The sequence below is a fragment of the Pseudomonas sp. Irchel 3E13 genome, assembly GCF_900187455.1.
In the GTDB taxonomy this organism is placed as follows: Bacteria; Pseudomonadota; Gammaproteobacteria; order Pseudomonadales; family Pseudomonadaceae; genus Aquipseudomonas.
This window is the reverse complement of the sequence record NZ_FYDX01000015.1, coordinates 46,186-72,920: the sequence shown is the minus strand read 5'-3', so window position 1 is coordinate 72,920 and position 26,735 is coordinate 46,186. Positions and strand designations below refer to the sequence as shown.

Annotated in this window: 15 protein-coding genes and 1 tRNA gene; 11 read left to right on the top strand and 5 right to left on the bottom strand. The window is 66.1% G+C overall.

The window, feature by feature from the left end; genetic code table 11:
- Positions 1-16 precede the first annotated feature (16 nt).
- The 5 genes from CKW37_RS24345 to CKW37_RS24325 are packed head-to-tail and all read left to right on the top strand — an operon-like array spanning position 17 to position 12,462.
- Entirely contained in the window at positions 17-4,573 is a 4,557-nt protein-coding gene (locus CKW37_RS24345; protein ID WP_095158776.1) for a DUF6603 domain-containing protein, read from the top strand.
- Positions 4,570-6,087, top strand: a complete 1,518-nt coding sequence (locus CKW37_RS24340) for a hypothetical protein (protein WP_095158775.1) — start codon at positions 4,570-4,572, stop codon at positions 6,085-6,087. The genes CKW37_RS24345 and CKW37_RS24340 overlap by 4 nt, the downstream gene beginning before the upstream one ends.
- Positions 6,084-6,941, top strand: coding sequence for a hypothetical protein (locus CKW37_RS24335; RefSeq protein WP_095158774.1), 858 nt, complete (start codon positions 6,084-6,086; stop codon positions 6,939-6,941). Before CKW37_RS24340 ends, CKW37_RS24335 begins: the two co-directional genes overlap by 4 nt.
- Entirely contained in the window at positions 6,938-10,615 is a 3,678-nt protein-coding gene (locus CKW37_RS24330) for a hypothetical protein (protein WP_095158773.1), read from the top strand. Before CKW37_RS24335 ends, CKW37_RS24330 begins: the two co-directional genes overlap by 4 nt.
- 14 nt (positions 10,616-10,629) lie before the next feature.
- Entirely contained in the window at positions 10,630-12,462 is a 1,833-nt protein-coding gene (locus CKW37_RS24325; RefSeq protein ID WP_095158772.1) for a hypothetical protein, read from the top strand.
- Between the two features lie 101 nt (positions 12,463-12,563).
- On the opposite strand, the gene CKW37_RS24320 is transcribed toward CKW37_RS24325, so the two are convergent.
- Positions 12,564-13,700 (bottom strand): GlxA family transcriptional regulator, encoded by a 1,137-nt coding sequence (locus CKW37_RS24320; RefSeq protein WP_095158771.1) that lies wholly within the window; start codon positions 13,698-13,700, stop codon positions 12,564-12,566.
- 34 nt (positions 13,701-13,734) lie between these two features.
- Here CKW37_RS24320 and CKW37_RS24315 point away from each other — a divergent pair, with 34 nt between their 5' ends.
- The 3 genes from CKW37_RS24315 (at position 13,735) to CKW37_RS24305 (ending at position 18,289) form a co-directional block, all read left to right on the top strand.
- Positions 13,735-14,712, top strand: coding sequence for an ABC transporter substrate-binding protein (locus CKW37_RS24315; RefSeq protein ID WP_095158770.1), 978 nt, complete (start codon positions 13,735-13,737; stop codon positions 14,710-14,712).
- 61 nt (positions 14,713-14,773) lie between these two features.
- On the top strand, positions 14,774-15,892 hold the full coding sequence (locus CKW37_RS24310; RefSeq protein WP_095158769.1) for an aryl-sulfate sulfotransferase: 1,119 nt from the start codon (positions 14,774-14,776) through the stop codon (positions 15,890-15,892).
- Between the two features lie 78 nt (positions 15,893-15,970).
- On the top strand, positions 15,971-18,289 hold the full coding sequence (locus CKW37_RS24305; RefSeq protein WP_095158768.1) for a TonB-dependent receptor: 2,319 nt from the start codon (positions 15,971-15,973) through the stop codon (positions 18,287-18,289).
- Positions 18,290-18,391: 102 nt separating this feature from the next.
- Here the strand turns inward: CKW37_RS24305 and CKW37_RS24300 are convergent, their stop codons facing one another.
- Positions 18,392-19,261 (bottom strand): helix-turn-helix domain-containing protein, encoded by an 870-nt coding sequence (locus CKW37_RS24300; protein WP_095158767.1) that lies wholly within the window; start codon positions 19,259-19,261, stop codon positions 18,392-18,394.
- Positions 19,262-19,469: 208 nt separating this feature from the next.
- Between CKW37_RS24300 and CKW37_RS24295 the strand changes: the two genes are divergently transcribed.
- Positions 19,470-20,198, top strand: a complete 729-nt coding sequence (locus CKW37_RS24295; protein WP_095158766.1) for a TorF family putative porin — start codon at positions 19,470-19,472, stop codon at positions 20,196-20,198.
- A 15-nt stretch (positions 20,199-20,213) separates the two neighbouring features.
- Complete coding sequence (locus tag CKW37_RS24290) at positions 20,214-22,079, top strand: CocE/NonD family hydrolase (protein WP_095158765.1); 1,866 nt, start codon at positions 20,214-20,216, stop codon at positions 22,077-22,079.
- A 274-nt stretch (positions 22,080-22,353) separates the two neighbouring features.
- On the opposite strand, the gene CKW37_RS24285 is transcribed toward CKW37_RS24290, so the two are convergent.
- The 3 genes from CKW37_RS24285 to CKW37_RS24275 all read right to left on the bottom strand — a co-directional run bounded on the left by CKW37_RS24285 (position 22,354) and on the right by CKW37_RS24275 (position 26,162).
- Complete coding sequence (locus CKW37_RS24285) at positions 22,354-23,664, bottom strand: J domain-containing protein (protein WP_095158764.1); 1,311 nt, start codon at positions 23,662-23,664, stop codon at positions 22,354-22,356.
- A gap of 6 nt (positions 23,665-23,670) precedes the next feature.
- Complete coding sequence (locus CKW37_RS24280; RefSeq protein WP_095158763.1) at positions 23,671-25,362, bottom strand: molecular chaperone HscC; 1,692 nt, start codon at positions 25,360-25,362, stop codon at positions 23,671-23,673.
- Positions 25,363-25,535: 173 nt separating this feature from the next.
- Complete coding sequence (locus CKW37_RS24275; protein WP_095158762.1) at positions 25,536-26,162, bottom strand: LysE family translocator; 627 nt, start codon at positions 26,160-26,162, stop codon at positions 25,536-25,538.
- 290 nt (positions 26,163-26,452) lie between these two features.
- On the opposite strand from CKW37_RS24275, the gene CKW37_RS24270 reads away from it, so the two are divergent.
- A tRNA-Gln gene (locus tag CKW37_RS24270) sits at positions 26,453-26,527 on the top strand.
- The last annotated feature ends 208 nt before the right edge of the window (positions 26,528-26,735 follow it).

Below are 26,735 nucleotides of genomic sequence, written 5' to 3'. Positions count from 1 at the left end.
CTGGAGGCAACACGCAATGACTGCCATGAATGCCGTTACGCAGGACCTGAGCCAGTTGCAGGGCCAGCTCAAACAGAAGATCGACGCCTCCGGCAGCCTCGCGCTGGCGGCCGGGACCACCGGCATCAGCGCGCTGGACAACCTGTTCGGTGCCTGCAATGTGACCCTCGCCAGCGCCAGCGTCAGCGACCCCGGCGCAAGCTGGCCAGCGAGCTTCACCGTCAGCGGCACGCCCAGCGGTGAATGGACGCTTAATGGCCTGGGCGCCAACGCCAGCCTCAGCCAGTTGACCCTGACCTTCGCCCAGAGCGCCCAAGGCCAGGCGATCAGCGCCAGCCTGAGCAGCGCCGCCAGCGCGACCCTCGGCAAGACCGTGATTGCCTTCAGCGGCAGCCTCAGCGATGACGCCGCCCTGGTCCTGCAACTGAACCCGCCGGACAGCCACCTGCCGCTGCTGACGGTGGGCAACTTCGCCTTCGCCAACCGCTTCGGCGGCTGGCTGCCGGTGGACCTGCCGCTGTTCACCGACATGCCGTTCAGCCAGATCGAGGTGCAGGCCAACTACGGCGGCGACAACGACACCGCGTGCGCAGTCACCACCGGGGTCAGCGGCGACTGGTCGCTGGTGCAGGGCGGGCCGAGCCTGACCGGCGTCTGGGGGACCGTCGCCAGCGCGACCAAGACCGAAATGGATCAGGCCGTCACCCGCCTGAGCGCCAGTGTCGGTGGCGCCCTGCTGATCGGCGGCCAGCCGTGGACGGTCAGCGTCAGCCTCAACGGCAGCAGCCTCGTCACCATCGACGTCAGTGCCAAAGGCGACCAGCAACCGGCGCTGGCCGCCCTCGCCGGCCTGATCGCCGGCGATGCCGCGGCCACTGCGGTGAACGACGCGGTGGCGAAACTGCCGCTGGCCAACCTGGTGCTGGACAGCGTGCAGATCGCCTTCGACTGGCAACAACGAAAACTGCTGTCAGCCAGCGTCAACGCCACCCTGCCGTTCACCTTCAACAAGGTGCCCGCCGACCTGCTGCTGTCGGTCGGCCTGCCACCGCTGCAACTCGGTGGCGGCCTGTCGCCGAAAACCCCGGTGAAGGTCCGCGATGTGGTCATCGAGTACCTCGGCGATGCCAGCGGTTTCCCCGACACCACCGTCACCGCACTGGCTTTCAACACCGTGCCCACCGAGGGCAGCTACAGCTTCTCGCTGGCCATGCAGGACGTGTTCAGCGCCGGGCCGCTGGCCTTGAACAGCGTCAACCTGGAAATTGCCAGGAGCGGCGGGGCCAATACCGGCAAGATGAGCGCCGAGCTGACCCTGGGCGGGATCGATATCGCCGTGCAGGCCGGCTACGACAAGGGCTGGCAGATCGCGGGCAGTACCGCTTACGGTCAGGTCATTCACATCGGCGAAGTGATCAGTGATGTCGCGGCAAAATTCAACGTGACCTGCCCGGCCGCGCTGAACGATTTCGACCTGAAGAACCTCGCGGCGAGCCTCGACACCGCTACCTCGACCTTCACCTTTGCCTGTGTCGGCAAATTCACCATTGCCGGTGCGCAACTGGATTTCAGCATCGATCTGCAATTGTCGAAACCGCAAGCCGCCTGGCAAGGCAACTTCACCGGCGAAGTGGTGATCGGCGCCGCGACCTTCAAGGTCACCTTCACCCAGGACAGCAAGGTCAAGCTGCTGCGCGCCGAACTGGTGCCCACGGCAGGCAAGACCCTGGCCCTGATCGATGTGGCGCAGACCTTCGCCATCGACCTGTCCGGGGTGCCGGCGGAGCTGCTGCCGGTCCTCAAACAGGCTTCTTTCACCTACGACTTCAACAAGTCGCAACTGGTGCTCACCGCCAGCACCGACAGCGTGGCGGTGAGCCTGGTCTGCGTGCCTGCGGCCACCACCGGGCGTCTGTACGCAGCCGTGGTCGACATTCAGGTCGAAGCCGATATTTCGCAGTTGCCGGTGGTCGGCAGTCACCTGGCGGCCATCGAGAATATCGGCCTGAACGGCATGAGCCTGGTGATCGCCTCCGGCGTGTTCAGCGCCGACGAGATCACCGCGGTCAATGCGGTGATCCCCGAGGGCCTGCCGGTGGTGCCCGCCCTCAGCGCCACGGGCCGGGTGGTGCTGTCGGCCAACCTGATGCTCGGCGGCAAGGCGGCCAAGCCGCTGCAACTGGCCTTCGCCCAACCGGACAAACCCAAGCAGGCGCTGCTGGCGGGCGCGGACACCGACACCGCTGCCAACGCGCCGACCCCGGCCGGCACCTCCAAGGCCCAGGGCAAGTGGGTCAACGTGCAGAAGAGCTTCGGCCCGATCTCCCTCAGCCGGGTCGGCGTGGCCTACCGCGACCAGCGCGTGTGGCTGATGCTCGACGGCGGCTTCGCCATGGGCGGGATCAATATCGAGCTGATGGGCGCATCGATCGCCTTCCGCCCGGTGCTGCCGCCGATCCCCGACGGCGCCAGCCTCGACGGCGTATTCATCGGCTACAGCAATGCCTCGGTGACCATCGCCGGTGGCCTGCTCAAGGTGGTGACCCAAGACGACCAAGGCCAGGAACTGATCGAGTACGACGGCCAGTTGCTGCTCAAGCTCCCGCAATTCCAGTTGTCGGCGCTGGCGTCCTATGCCTCGCTCGACGGCTCGCCGTCGCTGTTCGCCTACGCGGTGCTTTCCGCGCCGATCGGCGGCCCGCCGTTCCTGCAGGTGGACGCACTGGCCGCAGGCTTCGGCTTCAACCGCGACCTGATCATTCCGGGCCTCGACACACTCAACCAGATGCCGCTGATCGCCGCGGTCAACGGCGACTCGCCGTTCGCCGGCAAGGACCCGTCGCAAGCCCTGAAAGTCATGCACAACTACGTGCCGCCGTCCTACGGCGAGTACTTCCTGGCGCTGGGCGTGCGGGTCGCCTCGTTCCAGATGATCAAGGGGTTCCTGCTGGCCACCGGCAAGCTCGGCAACGAATTCGAAATCGCCCTGCTGGGCCTGGCCACGGTGTCGGTGCCACCGGCCACTCCCTCGCCCATCGGCTATGCCGAACTGGTGCTCAAGGCCGACTACAACTTCAATCGCGGCACGCTGTTCCTCGGCGCGCAACTGACCGCCAACTCGTACATCCTGTCCAAGGATTGCCACCTGACCGGCGGCTTTGTCGTAGCGGCCTGGACCAAGGACAACCCGGACGACCCGAACGGCTACAAGGCCGGCGACTTCGTGGTGTCGCTGGGCGGCTACCACCCGGCGTACAGCAAACCGAGCTGGTACCCCGACGTACCGCGCCTGGGCTTCAACTGGAACGTGACCTCGGAACTGACCGTCAAGGGCGGCCTGTACTTCGCCCTGGTGCCGTCGGCGGTGATGGCCGGCGGCAGCCTCGAAGCGGTCTGGCAGAGCGGCGACCTGCGCGCCTGGTTCAAGGCCTGGGTGGACTTCCTGCTGGGCTGGAAACCGTTTCACTATGACGCCAGCATCGGTATCAGCCTTGGCGCGTCGTACAAGGTCAACCTGGGCATTACCTCGTTCACCGTCAGCGTCAACGTCGGCGTGCAGGTTCACCTGTGGGGCCCGGATTTCGCCGGCACCGCCACCGCCGACCTGTTTGTCATCAGCATCACCATCAGTTTCGGCGACAGCGCCAACAGCCAGGTCAAGCCCATCGACTGGAGCGACTTCAAGAGCTCGTTCCTGCCCGGTGGCGGCGCTGCCCCGCCGAAAAGCGCGCCGCACCGCCTGCTGCTGGCCGATCTGCCACAGAGCCTGAACGACAGCACGCCGGTCAAGCAGACCGATGCGGTGTGCCTGGTGCGCGTGGCCAACGGCATGTTGCAAGACCTCAAGGGCGTCGGCGGCATGGACTGGGTGCTCGACCCCGAGCGCTTCGAGCTGACCACCTGGTCCGCAGTGCCGAGCAAGCAGGCCAGCTACACCGGCTCCGGCGCGGCGCAGAGCATCGCCGCGAGCAACACCGATTTCGGCGTCGGCCCGGTCGGCGTGAACAATGCCAACTTCGCCTCCAGCCACACCGTGGTGATCAGCAAGCTCGGCGGCGAAATGAGCGCCGAAGACATCCGCGTGGACGTCAGCGCGGTGCTGGAAAACCTGCCCTCGGCGACCTGGTCGACCACCGCCGCGCTGGACCCGAGCCTGGCCAACCTCAACGACACCGCGGCGCGCAGCGTGCCCAACGCCATGACCGGCCTGCGCATCGCCGCCAAGACCGACAACCCCGACGTGACGCCGCTGCCCATCGACCTCGGTGTGCTGCGCGAAGAAATCGAGGACCAGCGCAGCGTGGTCTGGCCCGTGCCCAGCGTGCCCGCCGCCACCGGCTACCCGCAAACCGACACCCTGCCGGTGTTCACCAAGGCCCTGGTCGACCCGACCGTCAGCGCCGCGCGCTCGGCGATTCTCGCGCAACTGGCCGTCGATGGCCTGACCACCGCGACCAGCGTCGATGTCAGCGCGCTGGCCGCCAACGCCGCCAACACCTTGCTCCACGCACCGGTGCTGTCGGTGCTCGGCGCCCAACCTTCCTCGTCCAGTTCCGGAGCAGCCCGCCCATGACCAGCGCCACGACCACGCCCCTGAGCGACGGCACCGTCCAGTTCGTCGCGCATTGGCTACCGCCCCTGATGGCCGGCGACTACAGCATCACCGTCACCCAGCACCTGCAAAACACCGACCCCAAGGCCAGTGCCAAGGCGGCGTTCGATGAAGCCTTCGTCAACAGCCGGCGCTTCGCCGTGCGTGGCGAGCGTTTCAGCCTCAACCCCGATGAGCTGGTGTCGCGGTTTCCGCCTGCGGACAACCAGGGCGAGTACCAGAATGTGCTGCCCCATGTGATCTTCGCCCGGCGGACCCTGCCCTGGGAGCGTTCGCCGGAACTTGAAGCCGACAACGCCTCGTGGCTGGCCCTGCTGCTGTTCGAAACCGACGAGGCGCCGACCCTGCAATCGGTGCAGGCCGGCGACCTGCAACGCCAGCCGTTTTACCGCAGCGCCGAAGACGCCGCGAGCAAGGGCACGCCGGCCACCAGCACTCTGCCGGCCACCACCGCCAGCTACCCCGACGGCTACGCGCTGCTCAGCGGCGCCGACGGCAAGGCGCCGGCCTTCACCCTGTCCACCGGTGAAAACTGGTGGGACCTGTGCCAGGTCATCGATGTGCCGGCGGATCTGTTCGCCGCCATTGCGCCGACCCTCGACGAACTGGACTGGCTGGCCCATGCCCGCAGCGTATCGCTGACCAGCAAGCAGGCCGAAGATGAGGCCGAGCAGGAAGGTTCGTTCTCGGTGGTGGTGGGCAACCGCCTGCCGGCGCCAAACCGCCAGTGCGTGGTCCATCTGGTTTCGCTGGAAGGCCTGGCGCGCTTCCTGCCGACCGGCGATGGCGAAACCGCTGCGCCGCTGACCCTGGCCAGCGGCGGCACCGCGCAGACCCTGCGCCTGGTGTCGCTGGCCAACTGGAAGTTCACCTCGCTGGACCCGCAGGAAACCTTCAGCGGCTACCTCGAAGCGGTGGACTGCGCGCCGCTGCGGCGTCCGGCCCCGGCCAGCAGCACCAGCCCCGTGCAACAGACCGTGGCCAACGCCTTCGCCATGGGCTACACGGCGCTGAACCACCACACCCGTCTCGGCGACGACACCGTGTCGTGGCTGCGCGGCCCGCTGCTGCCGTTCGCCTCAGTACCGGTGATCGTGCCGCCGCCGGCGGCCACACCGCTGGTGGTCGCCGACCAGGCGGTGAGCTTTGATCCGGCCACCGGCCTGATGGACGTCACCTACGCCGCCGCCTGGCAGATCGGCCGCGGCCTCGGCCTGCAAAACAACCTCTACGCCAGCACACTCTATGGGTGGAAACGCAATGAAGCCCGGGCCGAGGCCCAGCACAGCGAAACCCTGGCCCTGACCCTGCGCCTGCACGCCTCGGTGCAGCCCGATTCGGCACTGCGCAGCGGCGCGGCAGCAGCGCCTGTCGGCCGCAGCGGACTGCGCGGTCTGGCCATCGGCCTGATCGCCGAATCCCTCAGCGCGCAGTGCGCCCGTTCTTCCAGCCCTTCTGCGGAGCAAGACCAATGACCCTGCTCGCCCAACGCAACAGCCAGCTGTTCTCGGTGCAATCGGTGACCCGCCGCGCCAACCTGCTGGCCGCCCCGCCCGACAGCACCCCGGTGCCCGGCGCGATTACCGAGTGGCTGAGCAAACTCGCGGTGCTCAAGGGCGTGCCGTTCGGCTATCTGGTGCCGGACGAAGCCATGCTGCCGGCCGAGTCGATCCGCTTCTTCGTGCTCGACCCCAACTGGATCAACGCGCTGTTCGAAGGCGCCACCAGCATCGGCCGCTCCAGCACCCGCGATGCTGCCCTCGACGCGCGGCTGGTGGCGCGGCTGTACGCAGCTGTCGCACCTGCCGGCACGGTGAGCGGCTTTGTCCTGCGCTCGAACGTGGTCGCCGGCTGGCCCGGCATCGAAGTCCGCGCCTATGACGCCAACGGCAAGCGCCTGACCGGCGTGCTGCGCCAGGACGTGCTCTCGCCGACGGTGCTGCTGTACATGACCACTGGCCAGATCAGCTATGTGGACATCGGCGAACCGTCCGAGGCGATGCACTTCGGCGTCGATATCGGCCAGACCAGCAAGTCGCTGCGCTACGTCACCGTGCCGTCCGGCGCGCCGGCCAACACCCGGCCCGGCGATCAGGTGGACAAGGCCAGCGTGGCGGTGACCTACCGCAGCGCCGGTGGTGGCAAGCGCGTACTGAAAGTCGCCGACCTGGCCAAGGCACTGGAAACCGCACTGGTCGCCAACAAAGCCAACCTGGTGCCTGGCACCCAGCAACAACGCCCCTTCACGCCTGCGGAGTTCGCCCTCGAACTGGTCGAGGGCGTCCAGACGGTCCGCTTCAAAAATACCACCCAGGAGGCATCGGCATGAGCGGCAGCGGCCTGATCGTTCCCATCGACGTGACCGCGCTGGTCATCGGCGTGCCCGATGCAGCGACGGTAAACACCTTCGCCGCGGTGGCCAGCGACTTCTCGCTGATGCCCTGGTCCGGCGACGCCGGCCCTTACCTGGCCGAGCCCCTGCTGCCCCGGCCGTTCGACTCGGTCAATGGCACCGAGGCCATGCAGCCCGGCATTCACCTGCACTGGGCCTTGCCCGACAGCATCAACCGTGGCGGCACCGACGGCTCGGGCAAGGTCGAGTTTCTTCAGGCGCCCAACCTGTGGATGGTGACCCGTATCGCGGGTGCCGACGGCAGCACCCAGCAGAATGCCTGGGTGATCGAGAGCGATCAGTTGCAAACCCAGCGCGACGCCAGCCTGCCGCAAAACATCGCCTCGCGAGCAGTGCCGATCACCCCGGACCCGAGCAGCCCGGGCAAGCCGTTCATGTACCAGGGGCGGGTCTATCGCCAGGCCGACTGGGCCGGGCGCAAGGCCGCGACCTACGCCAGCAGCAACACCACGGTCGGCTACGGCACGCCGTCCTATGCGGCGGCGTATCCGCACTGCCCCAACGTGTTCTCGTTCTGGGATCCGCTGGACGATGCCCAGGCCCAGGGCTTCACCGCGGAAACCCCGCTGTCGTACTCGGTGGTCGGTTGGTACGCCGACAGCAGCGACGATCCGCTGGGCACGCTGGTGTACCCGAAGGAAGCGACCAGCGTCGAAGACCGTCAGGCCTTTATCGCCCAGCGCCTGAACTGGAGCGTGAGCAACACCGCTGATGTACCGGACCGCACCGTCTGCAGCGGCCAGCTCGGCGGCCTGAGCTGGGACCCGGAGCGCGCCTGGCTGACCCCGCCGAGCGCCAGCGGCATCGACGTGGTCATCGCCGACAACACCGCCGAGGCCGTGGCGGCCCTGCTGCAGGCGCGCAACCCCGGTGTGGCCGACCTGGAAACCCTGCTCAACGTGTTCCAGCAAGGCATGCTCGCCGAACTGGGCAAGGTCGGCGGTGCTGCCGCCGCCGATGACGCCGTGCATCAGTCGGGCTTCTCGGCGCTGCCGGGCGGCACCGTATGGGTGGCCCGCCAGATCACCGTACCCGGCGCCAACCCGGCGGGTAACAACGGCCAGTTGCCGGACGCCGCCGCAGCGCAACTGGAACAGATCAACCGCCTGCAACGCAGCCTCGACGGACAGAACGGCGACCTCGACGCGCTGCGCCAGCAACTGTTCGTCGACTGGGCGAAGTTCATGCTGTTGCAGTTCAACCTGGCCAATCCAACCAACCTCAGCGCCGACCAGGCCCGCGCCTTTATCGGCAACTACGACCTGGCCGCGATCAAGACCCTCAGCGGCGCGCCGACCAGCCCCGGCAGCATCGACACCACGCAAACACAGATCAACACGGCGCTGGCCGCCCTGCGCACCAGCCTCGGCACGGGGTGGGAGGTCAAGCCGTCGTCGGCGCCACGCTACTGGCAGCCGGCGGACCCGGTGATCCTGCTCGCCGGTCGCCCGACCACCCAGGCCTCGGCCCGTCACGGTGGCGACGGCCGTTTCCACCCCGAAGGCCTGCTGGCGTGCCGGGTCGGCAGCCAGTTGGTCAACAGCGTGAAACTGCGTGGCGCCACGGTGACCCCGCAGGTCAGCCTGGCAGCAGCGCCGAGCGGCGCCAGCTACCCGCCTGAACTGGACGCGCTGCTGGCCGAGACCCTGACCCTCGACCCGCTGCATGCGCCGGCCCTGGCGCGGCAACTGGTCAGCGCAAGCGGCCAGCAACCGGCCAACGCGCTGACCGCTCGTGCACTGGAAGGGCAGATCAGCGACGCCCAGCACGCCTTGCGCGGCGCCAGCAACGCCGACGACGCGAACGTCATCCTGCAAGGCACGGCGCCGTCTCCGGTGGGCCTGAAGACCTGGCAGCAACCGTGGCTGCCGACCTTCCTCAACTGGGAAGTGCAGTTCTCGCCGTACCAGCATGTCGGCCTCTCGGACGGCGGCGGCGACTACAGCGCCGATGCGGTCACCGGGTCCTTCACCCTCGACCCGGACGGACTGGACTTCAACGCCAATCCCGGCCTGCAACCGTCATCGGCGCTACAGAGTTACTCCGGTACCGTGACCCTGGCCGGACGCACCGAGATCAACCTGCAATCGCAGCTCAAGACCTGGCTCGCCAACTACCCGGACGACCCCAACGCGCCGGTGCTGGAAAGCATCCTCGGGCAACTCGACCTGCAAGCCATGGCGCAAAGCCTCAACGGCTTCAACCAGGGCTTGCTGATGTGCAGCCAGAGCCTGCAACTGCCGGTGATGGACGCCCTGAGCACCTCGCTGATCGTGCGCAACTTCACCAACAAGCAAGTGGCACCGCAGGTCGCCGAGGCCAACGTCGCCTCGCCAGCACCCAACAACGGCTTCAACCCGCTACGCACCGGTGAACTGCGAATCAGCAAACTGCGCCTGGTGGATGCCTACGGCCAGGCGGTGGACCTGCCTGCGCCGACGCCGATCATCGCCGAGCGACTCAAGCAGCGCTTGGCCAACGGCGGCGTTGCCGACAACGGCAAGATCGTTCTGCCGCCCCGTCTTACCCAGCCGGCACGCCTGCAATTCCGCTGGCTGAGCGCCCTCGACGGCCAGGCCGAATGCGGCGACCAGGGCCACGCGCCGATCTCCGGGTGGGTGCTGTTCAACCATCTCGACGACGCGCTGGCGATCTATGACGCCAACGGTGCACCGATCGGCTCGCTCAACACCCTCGGCCCGCGCTGGCAAGGTGCGCCGGGCAGCGACAACTGGACCTTGCCGTTCACTCAGGTGATGGCGTCGATCAACCCGTACCTGGCCAACTTCGTCCGGGCACTCTACGACCAGCCGAAAGGCGTGTCGTTCCTCAACGCGCTGCTCGCCACGCTCGATAACGCCAGTGGTGCCAGCGGCCCGTCGGCGCCCACTGCCGACCCGAGCCTGAGCGTGCTGATCGGCCGTCCGCTGGCGGTGGTCCGCGCCTCGCTACGCCTGGAGCTGCAAGGCCAGCCGGCCGCCGACGGCAGTTGGGATGCCTTCGCCGCCAGTGTCGCCCTGAAACCGGGTCAGCCACGGCCGAGCGCCGGTATCGGCAACATCAACTTCCCGGTGCGCCTGGGCGACTTCGGCCTGTATGACGACGGCATGGTCGGTTACTTCATCGAAGACGGCAGCGAGAGTCAGTGGACCACCTTCTATTCGCCCGCCGCGCTCGGCGGCAACGGCGTGGTGCCGGTGGACATCGACAAGACCGCGGTCACGCCGGTGGCCGCCTCCAGTCCTGGCAATGGCCTGACGCTGACCTTGCTGATCGACCCGCACGGCTCGGTCAACGCCACCTCCGGCATCCTCCCGGTGAAGACCATTTCGATTCCGCGGGCGCAATGGCAACCGGCGCTGGACCGCATCGCCGTGACCTTCCTGACCACGCCGATGGTCGGCGCCGGGGTGGTGATGCCGGTACCGACGCCGGAAGAAAACGGCTACTCATGGCAGTGGGTCACGCGCCAGAGCGCCGGTACCGGCTGGACCAGCGACGTGCCCGGCGCGGCGGTTCCGACCGCCACCCTGGTGTCGCCTCAACGCATCGAAGAAGGCTGGCTGCGGCTGGTGCGCACTAACGGTTAAGGGAGCAACAACCCATGTCAGGACTCGCTTTCAGCATCGCCAACTCGGATGGCAAACCGGTCGTCTACCTCGGTCAGACCCAGACGCTGACGCTCACCGTGAGCAACACCAGCGGCGCCGACATGGCGCTGGCCGGCAGCCTGCCGCTGCCCGAAGACGACGCCAACAGCAACACCGCGCTGCTCTACCTGTTTCTCGGCAACCTGGTCGCCGACCCGGGCTCGGTGCAAGTGACCTGCGCCAGTTGGCGCGTGCAGTTCCAGAACACCGCGCAAGGGCCGGTGTGGTGCCTGGCGCTTGAAGCCGGCATGACCTTCAAGGCCGGCGCAAGCATTGCGGTGAGCCTCGCGGGGCTCAGCGTCAGCGGGCTGCCAGGCGCGCGCCAACTGGGCATCGACGCCTACCTCGCCGACGGCGACGCGGTGCAGTTGCCAGTGTTGGCGCAGAACGACCCGGGCAAGCTGCTGCCGCTGAACATCGACTTCGCGGTGACGGGCGGCAACAGCGTCTACATCACCGAAAATATCAACGCGCCGATGGCCAGCTCCCTGGTATTCCGCCTGAGCAACCCGTCACCGAACACGCCGATCGTCCCCGCAGACGTGAGCTGGGGCAGCAAGACCCCAAGCTTCACCCTGTCTTTCGCCTACGCCAGCAAAGGCGGCGCCGGCGCCCTGACCTCGGCGGAAAAGGCCATCGCCTTCACCCGCGGGACGGTCCAGGACTACGGCAACCTCTGGTCGATCAGCGCCAACACCCAGGGCACGCCGAGCTGGACCCTGACCCCGGACCAGTTGAAGAACAAGCAGATCCTCGGCACCGGCGACGCCGCCAGCTTCGAGTTCATCCTGGGCAATATCATCACCCAACTGGACGTCGGCACCACCCTGGCATACCTGCAATGGAGCAACATCCCCGGCTACCAGGACGGCTACAAGACCCTGGCGCTGGTCAAGGTCAAACCGCAGCCGGGCATCTTGCGGCTGATCAGCCTGTCGCCGAGCGTCATCAAGCAAGGCACGCCGGTGCAACTGGTCTGGGAAACCTTCGCCCTCACCCGCCAGACCCTGAGCTGGGCGAAAAACGGCACACCGTATTCGGTGTCCGTGCCCGCCAGCGCCAGCGCCTATGAGCCCAACCCGCAACCGGACGACACCGTCACCTACACGCTGGATGGCTATGACAGCAAGGGTGCCAAGGTCGCCAGCCAGCAACAGACCATCACCGTGATCGCCAATGCGCCGGTGATCAGCGGCTTTACCGTGGATCCCCAGGTCGCCGCGTTCGAGGGCGCCAACCCGAATGTGCCGGTGAAGTGCAAATGGACGGTGACCGACGCCGTATCGCAAGCGGTCAACAACACGGTCGGGGTGTCGCCGCTGGGCATCACCCTCGACAGCGCCGGCACCGTCAACTTGCTGGTCACGGGCCACCAGAACCTGCAGGCGTCCGCCTCGCAGCAGGTCTACAGCGTGCCGGGCTACGTGCAGACCTTCGTCTCCACCAGCCAGGTCAGCGGCGGCAGCGGCGGACCGAAGATCAACAACGTGCTGAGCTTCAACCGCGTCCGCAATATCGGCACCTGGGAGTTGAACCGCAGCGACTCGCTGTCGAGCCGGATCATTGCCAGCCAGGGGTTTTCCTGGTCCACCGATGGCCTGAACGTCTACCTGACCTTCAACGACAAAACCACCACCGCCACCCTCGCCTGCACCTACGGCGCCCTGACCCTCAGCCAGCGCAGCGGCAAGGCCGACAGCCATGGTTTGCAGCCGTTAGCGATGCTGGTGCAGAACGCAGGGGGGCAGAACTCGCCGGTGTTCAGTGCGCAGACGGTGGCGGTTTAGGTGCCTGTAGGAGCGAGCTCGCTCGCGAAGGGGCGCACAGCGCCCCAAAAGGGTCACGGCCTATGGGGCCGCTTCGCAGCCCTTCGCGAGCAAGCTCGCTCCTACTGCGCCAGATGGTCCAACGCAATCGACACTCGCTCCTCATACCGATATCCGGTCTGCCCCGCCACCGGACTCTCCTCACCCCCGCCCTCGACCCGCGAACGTGACCGATACCCCAGCGGGCTCACCCCCAATTGCCGCTGAAAACTGCGGCGCATGCGTTCTTCATTGCCAAAGCCCACTGTCTCGGCAATCCGCTTGATCGGTTCCTGACTGGTTTCCAGCAACCGGCAGGCGGCTTCCAGGCGCAAGGTCTCGACGGTCTGCGCCGGGGTGCCGCCGGTGGCGGCGGTGTAGGCACGGGCAAAATGCCGCGGGCTCATGCCGAACTTTTCCGCCAGCCGCTCCACGCGCAGATCGCTGTCGAGGTTGCCGGCGATCCAGGCATGCAGGCGCACCAGACGCTGGTCACGGTCGCTGCGCAGGGCGTCGCTCTGCGCCTTGAGCGGTGCACTGAGCTGGGCCTGTTCCGCCGAGCGGCGCAGGAACAAGGTGAAATACCGCGCCAAGGCCAGCGCCGCATGGGGGCCGAGGTCTTGTTCCAGCAGGGCCAGGCCAAGGTCGATGCCCGCACTGGCGCCACCGCAGGTCCACAAATGGCCGTCGTGCAGGTACAGCGCCTCGCGTTCCACGCTCAATGCCGGGTAACGCTGTTGCAGTTCTTCGGCAAAACTCCAGTGGGTCACCACCCGCCGACCTTCCAGCAAACCCGCGCCGGCCAGGGCGAAGGCGCCGGTGCCGATGGAACAGAGCCGCCGCGCCCGCGGCGCGTGGCGCTGCAGCCAGGCGTTGACGTAAGGGTCGCTCTCGAGGTTCGACACGCCCGGACCACCGATGACGATCAGGGTGTCCAGTTCCGCCTCGGCCTCGACGTCCGCCAGGGAGCGGGTCATCACCGCAATCCCGGAAATCGTCTCGATCTCGCCACCCAACGGCGAGGCCAGCACGATCCGGTACGGCGGGCTCTGTTTCAACTCGCCGCCCAGAATGCGCGGCGCAGCGGCGAACACCTCCAGCGGGCCGGCGGCGTTGAGCAGCAGCGCACCGGGAAACGCCAGCACCAGCACGGTTCGCGGCGCCGACATGGCAGAAAACGAGGGGTGTTTGACATGGTGGCGTTGGACGGGCGTGGACATACTGGCAACACTTTCCGATTCAAGAGCCAAGACGATGCCCAGAAAGTCCTTCCCTGCCAAGCGCCTTCGTCGCCACCTGACCCCTTGGCTGCTACTCGCCTCGCTGCTCGGCGCCCTGCCCGCCCAGGCCGCGCCGGAGCTGGAGGTCGGTGACCAGAGCGGGCTGATCCAGGCGCTGCTGGGCGCCGCCGGCGAAGACCAGGGCCTCGGTTACACCCTCGACTGGCACCCCTTCGGCACCGGCACCGCGCTGATGGAAGCGCTGAGCGCCGCCGCGGTGGACGTCGGCGTGGTCGGCAACGCGCCGCCGGTATTCGCCCAGGCCGGTGGCTTCGATGTGCGCGTAGTGGCCGCTGCCGAAGGCGCGCAGAACAACAATGCGCTGCTGGTCCAGGCCGACTCGGCCATCAGCCGCCCCGCCGACCTCAAGGGCAAGCGTATCGCCGTGGCCAAGGGCACCAGCGGCCATTACCTGCTGCTCGCCGTGCTGGCCGAGGCCGGCCTGGGCATCAAGGATGTCAATGTGATCTACGCCAGCCCCATCGATGCGCAGAACGCCTTCGCCAGCGGCAAGCTCGATGCCTGGGCGGTCTGGTACCCCTTCGTCGGCCAGGCCACGTCCCGCGGCGCACGCAAACTGGTGGACGGCGCGCAATGGCCCGAGACCGGCCTGAACTTCACCGTCGCCAGCCTCGCGGCGCTGAACGATCCGCACAAGGCCGAGCTGCTTGGCGACTTCATCCAGCGCCTGGCCCGAGCCCAGGCCTGGGCCACCGCCCACCCCGACGCCTGGGCCGAGCGGCTGAGCCAGGTCACCCGCCTGCCGCTGCCGCTGCTGCAGGAAATGCTCGGCCAACAGCGCTTGCAGTACGTCGCGCTGGACGCCCGGGTCGCCGGCCTGCAACAACGCCTGGCCGACCGCTTCGCCGAGGCCCGGCTGATTCCCCGTCCATTGAAGGTCATCGAAGCCTTCGACGACCGCTACAACCGCCTGCTGCCACAACACCCCTGATCTGAAACCTTCGCGCCATGCCGCAGTTGCCGGCAGGGCGCCGCTCATCTGGAGAAAAGTCATGCCTGCACTCGACCGCACCACCCTGCGTCGCCACGCCACCGGCCTGATCGCCGTCGATGCCGAACGTTCGGCCGGTGGCTACACCCTGTTCGCCCCGCAGACCGCCGGCGGCAACGTGTTCCTCATCAACCTGCGCGGCGAAGAAGTGCACCGCTGGAAACTGCCGCAACGCCCCGGCCGCGACGCGGTGATCCTGGCCAACGGCAACCTCGGCTACAACGGCAACCACCCGGACTCGCCGGAGCTGTTTCCAGGCTGGTCGGTGTGGCATGGCGGTGCATTCAGCGAGGTGACGCCGGAGGGTGAAGTGGTCTGGGAATACACCGACCTGACCCACCACCACGACGCCCAATGGCTGGAAAACGGCAACCTGCTCTACACCACCGCCGAGCCGCTGCCACTGGATATCGCCAGTCGCGTGCTCGGCGGGATTCCCGGCAGCGAGGCGCCGGGCGGGGTGATCTACGGCGACGTGGTCAAGGAAGTCGACCGCAGCGGCACGCTGGTCTGGGAATGGCGTAGCTGGGAACACCTGGCGCCGGAAGACTACCCGCTGCACGCCTGCTTCGAGCGCTACCACTGGCCGATGACCAACTCGGTGACCCCGGGCCGCGACGGCAAGGTCATCCTCAGTTTGCGCAGCGTGTCCTCGGTGATCGCCGTCGACAAGGCCAGCGACCGCGTGCTCTGGCGCCTCGGCCACGACCTGGTGGCGCAGCAGCATTGCCCGAGCGAACTGGAAAACGGCCGCATCCTGGTGTTCGACAACGGCATCTCGCGACCTAACGTGTCCATGCCGCACTCGCGGGTGATCGAAGTTGACCCGCATGCCCAGCGCATCGAATGGCAGTACGCCGACACCCCCGGCTACGCCTTCTTCACCCCGTTCATGGGCGGCGCCCAGCGCCTGCACAACGGCAACACGCTGATCACCGAGGCCAACTTCGGCCGGCTGTTCGAAGTGACCCGCCAGGGTGAGGTGGTCTGGGAATACATCAACCCGCATTTCGCCGCCTACCCGGACGCCGCCTCCCGCGCCTACCTGCCGGGCGAGAACAACGCGATCTTCCGCGCCCACCGCTATCAGGCCCATGAGCTGCCCTGGCTGCGCGACTGATCCATAACCCCCAACCCTTCCGATCACGCTTACGCAGACCACGCGCAGCGAGAGGTTCACTCATCACAGGAGTTCATGATGACCATGCCTTTGCAACGAAACAGCCGCGCGTGCGTCTGGCCCCGTTTTCTTCCCGGTTTGCTGGCCCTGGCCTGCTCGCCGGGTTACAGCGCCGAAACCGTCGAGGGCCCGCAGGCCGATGACGCGACCTTGCAGACCATCACCGTCAATGCCCGCCGCCGTGTGGAGGATGTGCAGACGGTCCCCACCGCGATGACCGTGCTCTCGGCGCAAACCCTGGAAAACCAGCGCCTGTACCGCGTGCAGGACCTGCAACAAGCGCTGCCCAGCGTCAACGTGTCGTTCATGAACCCGCGCCAGTCCAGCCTGTCGATCCGCGGGCTGGGCAACAACCCGGCCAGCGACGGCCTGGAAGGCAGCGCCGGGATCTACCTCGACAACGTCTACCTCGGCCGCCCCGGCATGGCCGTGTTTGACCTGCTGGACATCGAGCAACTCGAACTGCTGCGCGGCCCGCAAGGCACCCTGTTCGGCAAGAACACCACCGCCGGCGTGCTCAACATCAGCACCCGTCGGCCCTCGTTCACGCCAGAGGGCAGCGTCTCGACCTCGTTTGGCGAGGACGGCTACGTGCAGACCCACGCCAGCATCGGCGGCCCGCTGACCCACCAGTTGGCCGGACGTTTTTCCGCCTATCGCACGCGGGAGAACGGCTACGTCGAGAACGACCACGACGGCCACACCCTCGGCGGCGGAACCCGCCAGGGCTTCCGTGGGCAACTGCTGTTCGAACCGAATGAATCCTTCAACCTGCGCTGGATCGCCGACTACAACGAAGAGGACTCCAGCGCCGGCACCCGCTCGCTGTTCAGCACCGGCCCGACCATCAACGGCGTCAACCGCTACGAGCAACGCGCCGCCGCGGTGGGCGCGACCTTGGCCCAGGGGCGCCACGTCAACCTCGACGCCGACCAGAACGTCAAAGTGTTCCAGGGCGGCACCTCGCTGGAAGCCAACTGGAGCCTGCCCGGCGACTACACCCTGACCTCCGTCAGCGCCTGGCGCTGGTGGGATTTCACCCCGCGCAACGACGACGAACTCAACGTCCCGGTGATGTACAACGTCGGCCAGTCGGCGCGCGACCAGCAATATTCCCAGGAACTGCGCCTGGCCTCGCCCACCGGCGATGTCTTCGACTATGTGCTCGGCGCCTATTACTTCCGCCAGGAAATGCGCAACGAAGTCTTCACCGATTACGGCCCGCTGGCCGACACCTGGAACGGCACGCCGCAGGGCGCGCTGAACAACGTCTACAGCCTGGGCAAAGGCCGCATCGACACCGACAGCTTCGCCCTGTTCGCCCAAGGCACCTGGCACCTGACCCCGCGCCTGGACCTCACCGCCGGCGTGCGCGGCACTTACGAGGTGAAGCAAGCGCGGGTCGGTCGCTACGCGCCAAGCGGCGGCGCGGCGGTCAGCGGTGCGGCGGCCAGCGTGCGCCAGGCGCGTCTCGGCGCGTATGACTCGGGCGAACTCAGCGTCTACAGCTTCAGCCCGTCGGCGCTGGTCAGCCTGGCCTATCGCTTCAACGACCAGGTGATGGGCTATGCCTCGCTGTCCCACGGCGAGAAATCGGGCGGCGTCAACCTCAGCGTCGCCAGCGCGCCGGTGGCCGGTGCCGACTCCCTGCTGATCGGCAGCGAACGGGCCAACGACGCCGAACTGGGGATCAAGAGCACCCTGCTCGACCAACGCCTGCTGCTCAACGCCAACCTGTTCTGGACCGAAGTCCACGGCTACCAGACCAACGCCTACGACGACGCCAACCTCACCAGCTACCTGACCAACGCCGGCGCCGTGCGCAGCCGCGGCGTCGAATTCGAATCGACCCTGCTGCCGGTGCGCGGCCTGACCCTGAACCTCAACGGCTCGCTCAACGACGTACGCTACCTCGACTACAACAACGCCCCTTGCCCGGCCGAAGTCGCCTTGCAGCCCGGCGCGCCGGCGTCCTGCGACCTGAGCGGGCACACCGTGGTCGGCGCGTCGAAATGGATCCTCAACGCCAGCGGCACCTATGAATGGGAAGCCGGTCCGTTGCGCCCGTATGTAAACGCCAGCTACGCCTTCCGCTCCCACGCCGTGGGCACGGTGGACGACTCGGACCATGCGCAATTGCCGAGCTATGCGTTGGTCAACCTTTCGGCCGGTGTACGTGGCGATCTCGCGGATGGGCAGTGGGATGTGTCGCTATGGGTGAAGAATGCGGCGGACAAGACCTACTACACCACGCTGTGGAACTCGCCGAATGGCGGGTACACGGGGGTGCTGGGAACGCCGAGGACGGTGGGGGTTACGGGGCGGTATGACTTTTAGGCCAGGCTGAAGGTCGGCGTTGGCAGACCTCGTTGGTGTATCCGGCCAGCCCCCGCTGTGGGTGCTGGCCTTGCCAACGATGAAGGGCAGCACAAAATCTGCCTATCCCCGCTTCAACGTCGCCTTCGGATACTCCCCGAACAGCGCGTGATACGACTGCGAAAACCGCCCCAGGTGCCAGAACGACCAGCGCATCGCCACTTCGGCCACAGTCACCTGACCAGGGTCCGCCGCCAGCAAATCACGCCTGACCGCATTCAAGCGGCGATTGCGCAGCCAGACCGTCGGCGGCATGTCCGCGTAACGCATGAACGATTGCTGCAAATGCCGCACCGACACCCCCGCTGCTTCCGCCAGGTCGAGCACGCCGAAGCTGTCCTGCGGGCAGTCGTTGACCACTTCCTTGACCCGCTCGACCACCCGCCGCGCCTGGTTCTCCGAACGCCGGCGCGCTCCGACGTCCAGCGCCTCGTCCAGCAACAGGAAGCAACCCTCGGCAATCTGCTCGGCGAAGCCCGGCGCATCGACGTCCACATGGCCTTCCAGCGCACCCGCCAGCACGCCACTCAGCGAGTCGGCGAACGAGCGGCAGCCGGTCGAGCGCAGCGGTTGCAACACCAGTTGGCGAAACTCCGCGGCGGAGCGCTTCCAGGCCGCCGGCTGCTTCAGCACCACCGCCACCTCGCGGTAATTTTCCGGGGTGACCCAGGCATTGCGGGTCTGGCCATCGAGCAGGTACAGCGCGTCGTCGCTCATGTCGAAGCTGAACACCAGGGCATCAGGCGGGGCATGGAATTCCTGTTCGACGCGCAGGTTCATGTGCTCCTCGTACAGCTCGACGGCGCCCGTCTGCGCATGCACCAGCCGGCCATGAAAATGGCCCGCCGACATCTGCGTGTACTGCTCCTGCCAGCCCGGCAACGCCACACGATGCTCGCTCACTTCGTGAGCTTCCAGCACCTTGATCGCCATGCTCTTACCCCGGTCATTTGTTAATTTTATTAATCATCTACCCGTTTCATGCGCAAGACGGATAGAGGCACGCCGCATAAAGCCAATAAATTATGGATGTCGAAGGCAATGACGCGTCGCACGACAAGCCTCACACAACAAAATCAGTAATACAAATAACTATTAAAGCGTCAATCTGCCGTCAAGAATAATAAACGGAGCGGAGCAGATGAAAGCGATCACAGTGCGCCTCGGCGCAGCGGTCTTGCTGAGCCAGGCCATATCAGCACAGGCCGTGGAGCTGAACCCGGATTTCACCCTCGATGTGCTGGTCGCGGCGATGAGCGACTACCGCACCGGCGGGATCTCGCAAACCCTTAACAAACCGGCCTTGCAGTTCGATGTCAGCCTCCATCATTCGAGCGGCCTGCTGGCAGGCATCTTCACATCCAACATCGATTTCGACAGCGATGCCCGTCGCGAATACGACTATTACGTCGGTATCGAGCATGCCTTCAACGACACCCTGAGCGCCTCGCTCATTTACTACGAATACGACTATCCCCGCGAGAGCGCCTTCAACTACGGCGAGTGGATCGGCACGCTGTCGGCCTGGAACGCCACGCTGGGCGTGAAGTACACCCGCGACGTCAAACCCTACGGCGACGACCGCGGCGTGATCTGGGCCGGCTACACCCTCGACCTGCCCTGGGAATCGACGCTGGACCTGCGCCTCGGCTACTCCGACGCCAAGGACCCGGTCTATGTCAGCCACGACGGCAGCACCCGCAGCGGCTATCGCGACTGGGAGGTGGGGCTGAGCAAGGAACTGCTGGGCGTCGCCTGGCGCCTCGCCTACATCGATACCGACCTCTCGAAAGCCGAATGCGAATCCACCCAGGGCATCGACGACATCTGCTCGGCGACGCTGATGGTTTCCGCCTCGAAACGCTTCTGATCCAGGGTGCTCATCATGCTTTTTCGCACAACTGCAATGGCCGCCAGCCTGGCGGCCGCAACACTGCTGGGCGGCACCGCGTACGCCGCCCAGGACATTCCCGGCCAGGACGTCAGCTCCGCCCCGGCTCGCCAATGGCAACCCTTCTGGGCCAAACGCGGAACCGGCTATATCAAGACGGCGGACGGCACCGAGCTGCGCTATTCGGCGCTGCTGCCGGCCAACCAGGGCCGTTTCCCGGTGCTGGTCCGCTACAGCGGTTATGACTCCGGCAGCATCGGCGGCAGCGCCTACCTGGCCGACGATGAAACCTTCTCGGTCGATCTCGACAAGCAACTGGTGAGCCTCGGCTATGCCGTGGTCGGCGTGCAGGCGCGAGGCACCGGCTGCTCCCAGGGCACCTTCGATTTCCTCGGTCCGGCCTACGGCACCGATGGCCGTGACGCCATCGAGTTCATCGCAAAACAGACGTGGTCCGACGGCAAGGTCGGCATGTTTGGCTGGTCCTGGTCCGGCATGTCGCAACTGATGACCGCCGCCGAGCGCCCTGCGAGCCTCAAGGCGATCGCCCCCGGCATGGTGCTGGGCGATGCCCGCGGCGACAGTTGGGCACCGGGCGGGGTGCCGGCGCCGGAGTTCGTCACCGGCTGGCACTGGTACCTCGACCAGCGCTGGGCCGCGGTCAAGGCCAGCGCCACCAGCGAAAACGACAGCCGCTGCCTGAGCCAACTGGCGAAGAACGAAGCGGACATCGGCAAGCACGCCCTGACCTACCAGTTGATCCGCCATCCGCTGCGCGACGAGTGGGTCAACCAGCGCAACCTCCGCGATCGCACCCACCTGATCCAGGTGCCGATCCTGTCCTTCGAAGCCTGGCAGGACGAGGCGGTCATGGCCCGCGAGGGCTACTATCACGAGACCGTGCGCCCGGAACAACTGTGGAGCGTGCAGAGCAACGGCCCGCACGACCTCTACGAGTCCCGGCATTTCCGCGACAAGCTGGTGGCCTTCTTCGATCACTTTGTCAAAGGCCAGGACAACGGCTTCAACCGAACCCCGCACGTCGAAATCTGGCAGGAGACCGCCAGCGACCAACGCGACACCCCGCACGACCTCAATGAAACCGCCACCCCCGGCTGGACGCTGCAACGCGAGCGCCTGCCGCTGGACATCACCCCGGTGCGCTTCGCCCTGGTCGGCGGCGGCAAGCTGATCGAAGGCGGCAAGCCCGAGGGCGAGCCGGACGAATACGACTACCCGGTGGCCGGCCCCGACGTGAACACCTACGAGGAAGACAACGCCTGGGGTCAGCTCAAACCGGGCTGGGAAAAAGGCAGCCTGGCGTACACCAGCGCGCCGCTGACCCGCGACCTGCTGAGCTATGGCCCCGGCAGCGCCGACCTCTGGCTGTCGACGCCGATGGGGCCGGACCTGGACGTGCAGGTCACCCTCACCCAGTTGCTGCCCGACGGACAGGAAGTGTTTATCCAGCGCGGCTGGCTGCGGATGTCGGCGCGCAAGCTGGATGACGGCAAGTCCACCGCGCTGCGCCCCTGGCGGCTGGACACCCCGGATGCGGTCGAACCGATGCTGCCGGACACGCCCGTACTGGGCCGGGTGGAAATCCCGCCGTTCTCCCATCCGTTGCGCGCAGGCTCAAGAGTGCGCCTGTGGATCGACGCGCCGGGGCGCACCGGAGGTTACGGCTTCGATACCTTCGCCCTGCCCGCCAAACCGAAATTGCTGCATGACGCGCAGCACCCTTCGACGCTGGTGCTGGGTGAACTCAAGGGCGTCCAGATACCTGCGGCGCAACCGGCTTGCGACAGTCTGCTGAAACAGCCGTGCCGGCCCGACCCGCTAAACCCGGCAGCCAACTGACCCGTGAGGAATCGACCATGAATGCATTACTACAGTCACACCGTGCCGTCCGTCAGGACTCCGCCGGGTAAAGGGCTATACCCACGTCGGCACGATCGATGACGTCAGCGACAGTGAAGTGCTGATCGGCGTGTACCGGGCCGACCGGGGCTGAGGCAACAACGTCAATGGGGTTCCACTCGTTTGCCCTCGCACTGTCAGGTTGCGAGGGCTTTTTTTTGCAATTTGCAGCGTCTGAACTAACGTGCACGAAGAGCAAAAGCGACGGAACGCATTACCAACCCGCCTCATCCGTCGGCCGGGTCATGGCCTGGTACATCCGGCTCCACGGCGCAGGAATAGTGCCGCGCAAGGTGGCATCAGCGAGGTACAGCACCAACGGAAACACCGCCAGCGGCACCGGCCACCAAGTCGATGACAGTTCCCGCAGATGCCACGCCGCCAGCCACGACAGCGCCGCACACGGCACCACATGACGCAGGATCAACAGGCCCGCGCCCCGGCGATAAAGCCTGTCCGGCAACACCGCGCGACTGAGGGGCATATCCAGCCGCGTCAGCCACATGGCGATCCTGCGCCAGATGACATAAGCCCACACACTGCCCGCCGCCGCCAGCAACCCCGACGACACCACCCGGAGGACGTAAGCGGAAGGCCGGGTTTGCGCCAGAGGCAGGAATTTCAGCGCCATGAATCCACAGGCAAGCAACCACAAATAGAGACAGAACGGCACCGCCGTGCGTGGCAGCCACGCCCGCCAGTCATCCACCAGTTCAAGTCCCAGGCGTTGCAGCGTTGTCGGATTGCGCTGTTCGAAGCTTTCCGCCACCTGCTGACAATGCGCCCACTGGTCCGCGTCCATGCCATCGGCCAGTTGCCGTCGGTCGAGATCGCTTTGCCGCACGAACAGGAACGACAGCACCGCGTCCGGGTTTGGGCCCTGCACGTCACGCCGCACGCCGTCCACCTCGAACGCTGCCGCACGCAAGTCCATCAGGTGGCGCCAGCGCGGCCCCGAGCAGGGGATATGACCCTTGGCATCGCTCCAGTCCATGCGCGCGGCCAACTGATCGAAGAACGCGGCGGACCAATGCCCCTCATGCTCCAGGCAATCCAGCAGTTGCTCCTCGAACCATTGCCGGCGATCGAACGACAGCATCCATTCGCTGGCGAGGATCTGCGGCAATACCGACAGCAGCCGATGCTCGTGGCCCTCGGCGAACCACTGACGAATTTGCCCCATCGAGATAGCCGGCTCCGGAATGGCGCGAACGTACGCGGCATAGTCCGGTTCCTCCGGCTCAGCCCGAACCGGCGCGGGTGCGGGGGCGACTGACAACGCCCCGCCTTCATCGATTGCGGCCAGAACCGGCAGCGGCTCCGGCGCCTCGTCCTGTTCGTTCTCCTCTTCCCACTGCGCCCTCCAGCGCAACTCGGCCAACGCGGTTTCGTAGGCTTCGCGCAGTTGCTGAAAAGCTGCGGCGTCTTCGTCAGGACGATGGATCTTGAGCAACCGGGCGTAGGCGCGTTTTATCGCACGCTCGTCCGCGTCAGGGGTCAGGTCCAGCAATTGCCAATGACTCATGAACCCTCAGCCCTCCTGCTCGATCTGCGCCAGGTGCTCGGCAACGCTGCTGTAGGCCTTGCGCACCTGCTGCTCGTCCTGGGTTTCCAGCGCCTGCTGGAAGTACTGGGCCAGTTGCGCGATGTGCTCGCGGCGATGGCCGAGGTGCTCCTGATACAGGCGCTCCAGCCGCGCCAGCAGCAAGGTGTTGGTCTGCTGGTCACGGGGGTGCACCTTCAATTGCTGCAAGTCAGCGAGGCGCCGGGCGATTTCGTCCTTGTCCAGCACGCCGGGGTTGTTCTCGATCACCAGGGTGCGCGTCTCGCCATTGATCGGCAGGTGCACCTGGGCTTCCAGCAGGCCGTTGTTGTCGTAAGTAAAGCGCACGTCGAGGTCGACTTCGCCGGCCCGGCGCTTGGGCACCGGAATGTCCAGCTCGCCAAGGAAGATGTTGTTCTGCACCAGCCGGCCTTCGCCCTGGAAGATGCGCACCAGCACATGCTCCTGACCATCGCTCAAGGTGGACACCACCCGCGAACGACTCACCGGCACCACGCTGTTGCGCTCGATGATCGGCAGGTAATGCCCGCTCTGATAACCCTGCGCCACCTGCACCGACGTCTCGATCCCGAGGGTGTAGGGGCAGACATCGGTCAGCACCACTTCTTCCAGCGAAGCATCGCGGGCCTTGAGCGCCGCCTGGATCGCCGCGCCCTGGGCGACCACTTCGTCCGGGTTCAACTGCATGGAAGGAATGCGCCCGAACAGCGACGCCACCAGCTTGCGCACCAGCGGCATGCGTGTGGTGCCGCCCACCAGCAGCACCTCGTCCAGTTCCGCCGCTTTGATCCGTGCGTCCCGCAGCGCTCGTTCGATGGGCGCGCGCAGGCGGTCGAGCAAGGGGCGAACCACCGTCGCGAGGTCGTCCTGGGTCAGGTCGAGGTGCCATTCGCGACCGTCGTCACTGAGGTTGAAGCGCGCTTCGCTGGCGTGGCCAAGGGCATGGCGGACGCGCTGCGCTTCACGGCGCAAACGCTGGGCCAGTTCAGGGCGATTGACGTCCGGCAGGTCTTTCGCGCCGATCCGCGCGACGAAGTGCGCTACCAGGCTGTCGTCGAAGTCTTCGCCGCCGAGGAAGTTGTCGCCGGCACTGGCGCGCACTTCCATCACCCCTTCGAACAGCTCCAGCACAGACACGTCGAAGGTGCCGCCGCCAAGGTCGAAGACCAGGAAAGTGCTTTCGTCCCGCTGATGCAGCCCATAGGCCAGAGCGGCGGCGGTGGGTTCGTTGATGAGTTTTTCGACGGTCAGCCCCGCCAGCTCGCCGGCAATACGCGTGGCCTTGCGCTGGGCGTCACTGAAATAGGCCGGCACGCTGATCACTGCTTCGCTGACCGTCTCGCCAAGCGCCCGCTCGGCATCCGCCTTGAGGCTGCGCAGCAGCATCGCCGACAGTTCTTCCGGGCGATAGGCGCGCTGGCCGAGACGGGTTTCGCGGCCGCTGCCCATGTGCCGCTTGAACAGCGCGGTGGTCAATTGCGGGTGGGTCTGCAGGCGCTCGCGGGCGATATCGCCCACGACCAGCTGGCCCTCGTCGTCGAGGCCGACGACGCTGGGCGTCAGGTAATTGCCAAGGGCGTTGGGCAGCAGGCGGGCGGACTCGCCGTCCCATACCGAGACCAGACTGTTGGTCGTACCCAGATCGATGCCAATGATCACGGTCACTGTTCCTTGTGTAATGCGGAAAACCGGCGCGGGCCAGCCCGAGCCGCGGGTTTGCTATTAGAGCGACGCGATGGGACCACGTAAAGTGGCCCGTGGGAGATGCGACACACCCCTTGAACGAAAATTCCCGGGCAGTCTTCAGTCGCGTGCCAAACCGAGGGCAGGATTTATTTCTGGGTCAGCGCCACCACCGAGACACCCGAGGCAACGAACGTCACCCCTGCCCCGACATTCAGGCCGTTAACCAGCCGTGGCCGCTGGCGTAGCGACTGGGTCAGCGCGGTGGCGAACACCCCCATCAGCGCAAAGCCCACCGCCGTCAGCGCGGCGAACCACACGCCATAGACAAACATCTGCAGCGTCACTGAACCCAGTTGCGGATTGACGAACTGCGGGATGAAGGCCAGCACGAACAGACCCGGCTTCGGGTTGAGCGCTGCGGACAGAAAACCGGTGAGGAAGATGTTGCGCAGCGGCTGCCTGGCTGCCGGCGCGAAGTTGATCAGGTTGCGCGAGCGCAGCACCTTGATGCCCAGCCAAAGCAGGTAACCGGCACCGATGATCTTGACGACCCAGAAGGCTACCGCCGACGTCTGCATCAACAGGGTCAGGCCCAATGCTGCTGTGGTGGTGTGAAAGAGAATGCCGGCCCCCGAGGCCACCCCCGAGACGATCGCCGCCAGCCGCCCCTGGCTCAGACCGCGACCGATCGCCAGCAGGTTGTCGGGACCGGGGGAAATCACCAGCAGCAGACAGGCGGCGGTGTAGGCCAGCCAGATATCCAATGGGAACACGATCGCTCTCCGTCCTTGGGGATGTGGGAAATTTCGCTAGATGCGGTCCGCAACCCTACCCCATCTGCGGGCGCCAACGCGATGCTGTCGGCTTTTCGCCGGAGCCAATGACGGTGACCCGCAAACTAAGTCGCTGTTTTAAAACCCCTTTCGTTTTAAAAGGGGCTTCACAGACGTAACAAAAGTTGATAAATTGCCGCCCATCCTGCAACGGACCACATGGTTCTTCGCGAAATCGTCTTCGCAAGCAGCAGGATTCTGCATCTGGATGTACTTTCATCCGTCGCAACAGGGGCGTCGCCAAGCGGTAAGGCAGCAGGTTTTGATCCTGCCATGCGTTGGTTCGAATCCAGCCGCCCCTGCCATTTTCTTCTTCTGCTTCACCCTCCCTTCTGAATGATCCTGATGCCTCGGCAGACAGCGTTCGACTGTTCGTATTTTTCTACACCTCCAAATAGCGAAAGCTGCCCTTTATCGCCAAAATCATCAGGTCTGGCGTAGTCCCCATTCCCTTGTTCAGCGCCAAGTGTTAAATATATCGCCCACTTTAGGCCGCCCTGTTGCGTAAAGCCG

Excerpts from the sequence above, each read along its gene's own strand:
- CKW37_RS24345 (WP_095158776.1), top strand. The coding sequence starts at position 17 with ATGACTGCCATGAATGCCGTTACGCAGGACCTGAGCCAGTTGCAGGGC.
- CKW37_RS24340 (WP_095158775.1), top strand. The coding sequence starts at position 4,570 with ATGACCAGCGCCACGACCACGCCCCTGAGCGACGGCACCGTCCAGTTC.
- CKW37_RS24335 (WP_095158774.1), top strand. The coding sequence starts at position 6,084 with ATGACCCTGCTCGCCCAACGCAACAGCCAGCTGTTCTCGGTGCAATCG.
- CKW37_RS24330 (WP_095158773.1), top strand. The coding sequence starts at position 6,938 with ATGAGCGGCAGCGGCCTGATCGTTCCCATCGACGTGACCGCGCTGGTC.
- CKW37_RS24325 (WP_095158772.1), top strand. The coding sequence starts at position 10,630 with ATGTCAGGACTCGCTTTCAGCATCGCCAACTCGGATGGCAAACCGGTC.
- CKW37_RS24320 (WP_095158771.1), bottom strand. The coding sequence starts at position 13,700 with ATGTCCACGCCCGTCCAACGCCACCATGTCAAACACCCCTCGTTTTCT.
- CKW37_RS24315 (WP_095158770.1), top strand. The coding sequence starts at position 13,735 with ATGCCCAGAAAGTCCTTCCCTGCCAAGCGCCTTCGTCGCCACCTGACC.
- CKW37_RS24310 (WP_095158769.1), top strand. The coding sequence starts at position 14,774 with ATGCCTGCACTCGACCGCACCACCCTGCGTCGCCACGCCACCGGCCTG.
- CKW37_RS24305 (WP_095158768.1), top strand. The coding sequence starts at position 15,971 with ATGACCATGCCTTTGCAACGAAACAGCCGCGCGTGCGTCTGGCCCCGT.
- CKW37_RS24300 (WP_095158767.1), bottom strand. The coding sequence starts at position 19,261 with ATGGCGATCAAGGTGCTGGAAGCTCACGAAGTGAGCGAGCATCGTGTG.
- CKW37_RS24295 (WP_095158766.1), top strand. The coding sequence starts at position 19,470 with ATGAAAGCGATCACAGTGCGCCTCGGCGCAGCGGTCTTGCTGAGCCAG.
- CKW37_RS24290 (WP_095158765.1), top strand. The coding sequence starts at position 20,214 with ATGCTTTTTCGCACAACTGCAATGGCCGCCAGCCTGGCGGCCGCAACA.
- CKW37_RS24285 (WP_095158764.1), bottom strand. The coding sequence starts at position 23,664 with ATGAGTCATTGGCAATTGCTGGACCTGACCCCTGACGCGGACGAGCGT.